The sequence below is a fragment of the Micrococcus sp. LASM2_SD2 genome (assembly GCF_057364565.1).
The window spans coordinates 1-1,980 of the sequence record NZ_JBNFOB010000321.1 but is presented as its reverse complement, the minus strand read 5'-3'; the positions used below and the strand labels follow the sequence as shown (position 1 = coordinate 1,980).

The 1,980-nt window shown below is 72.2% G+C and carries 2 protein-coding genes; both read right to left on the bottom strand.

The genetic code is table 11. The features are described from left to right. Window positions 1-1,829 (bottom strand): ABC transporter ATP-binding protein (locus AC2W7A_RS11965; RefSeq protein WP_485991536.1); only part of this gene is annotated, 1,829 nt, incomplete at its 3' end. Next, a complete protein-coding gene (locus AC2W7A_RS11960; protein WP_485991537.1) occupies window positions 1,829-1,924 on the bottom strand; it encodes a hypothetical protein in 96 nt (31 codons plus the stop codon). The genes AC2W7A_RS11965 and AC2W7A_RS11960, both read right to left, overlap by 1 nt. Between the last annotated feature and the right edge of the window lie 56 nt (window positions 1,925-1,980).

The window sequence follows — 1,980 nt, the reverse complement described above, 5'->3', positions numbered from 1 at the left end:
CGGCCCGGGCGATCGCCACGCGCTGCTGCGCGGCCCACCGCGCCCACCCGGGTCTCCGGGCGGGCCAGCAGCTGGGCGGGCGAACCGTCCTCCACGATCCTGCCGTCCTCCAGCCAGAGCACACGGTCCAGCTCGCGGATCATCGAGATGTCATGGGTGATGGCCAGAGTGGTCCGGCCCTTCGTGAGCTCCCAGAGGGAGTCCTCCACCAGGGCGCGGGAGGCCGGGTCCAGCCCGGTGGTGGGCTCGTCCAGGATCACCACGGGGGCGCGGCGGACCAGGGCGCGGGCGATCGCGATGCGCTGGCGCTGGCCACCGGAGAGAGTGTCGCCGCGGGCGCCGAGCATCGTGTCATACCCCTCGGGCAGGGTGCGGATGAACCCGTCCGCCCCGGCCCGGATCGCGGCGGCCTCGACCTCCTCGTCCGTGGCGTCCAGGCGGCCGTAGCGGATGTTCTCCCGCACGGTGGTGGCGAACAGCACGGACTCCTGCAGGAGGATGGACACGTGCGAGCGCAGGTCCGCCTTGGTCACCATCCGGGTGTCATAGCCGTCCACGAGCACCGCACCCGAGCCGGTGTCCGCCAGGCGCAGCAGGTAGCCGGCAAGGGTGGACTTGCCGGCGCCGGACGGGCCGAGCAGACCCACCCGCTGGCCGGCGGGGATCATCAGGTTCAGGCCGGTGAACAGGTCTCGTCCGTGGCCGTCCTTGGCGCTGATGCGGTCGAACACCACGTCCCCGGCCACCCGCTTCATCGCCACGGGGTGCTCGGGGTCCTTGATCTCGACCTCCTCGTCCATCAGGTCCGCGATGCGCTCGCCCGAGGCGGCGGCGCGGGCGATGCGGCCGGTGTACTTCGCCATGTCCCGCAGCGGCTTCATGGCGGTCTTCAGGTACATCAGGAAGAGCACCATGTCCCCGGGGGTCATCTTCCCCTGCATCACCTGCAGACCGCCGAAGCCCAGGACCACGGCGGTGGACAGGCCCACGAGCACGTCCGTGGAGCGCTCCAGGCGGGCGGCGAGCTTGCGTGCCTTGATGCCGGCCTTGAGCGCCTTCTGGTTGCCGGCGGCGAAGCTGGCGGCCACGGTGTCCTCGAGGCCGTAGGCCTGGACCACGCGGATGGCGCCGAGGGCCTCGGCGGCGTCGCCTACCAGGGCGCCCTCGCCCTTGCGGGTCTTGCGGGAGGCCCGGGTGATCTTGGGCGTGGCGATCTTGGAGATCACCAGGTAGACCGCGCCGGTGGCGAGCACCACCAGGGACAGCGTGGGGTTCAGGACCATGACCACCACGAACAGCACCACCACGGTCAGCAGGTTGCCGACCAGCGGCAGGCCCGCGGTGACGGCCACCTCCTGCAGGCGCCCCATGTCCCCCACCAGGCGCTGGGAGGTGTCTCCCACCGAGGCCTGCGTGTGATAGCGCAGGGACAGGGACTGGATGTGGTCGAACACGCGGGCGCGCAGGCGGGTCACCACCTTCACGCCGGTCTTGGCGAACGCGATGGTGGAGATGTAGTTGCAGACCGCGCGGCCTGCCACGATCCCGGCCAGGATCAGCGCCCAGGTGACCAGGGTGCGGGTGACGTCCCCGCTCAGCCCGGTGGCGTCGGCGACCTGCGCACCGAGCGCGACCGTCACCGCGTCCACGGCGATCTTCACCGGCCACGGCTCCAGGATGCGGAACACCACGTCCCCGAGCAGGGCCAGCATGCCCACCACGATCAGGGTGCGGTGCTCCCCCAGGTGCGGGCGGATCAGCGCGAGGGTGCGCCGGGTCGGGCCCGGACCCTCCTGACCGCCGGACCTCTTGACTCGTGCGGACGCCATCAGGCAGCGCGCTCCTGCACCAGGGCCAGCAGCTCGGCGGCACGGTGGCCCCACGTGTGGTGGGCCTCCACGTCCGCGCGGCCGGCAGCAGCCAGCTGCGCGGTGAGCTCGCGGTCCGCGGCCAGGCGGGTGAGGGCGGCGGCGAGCGCCT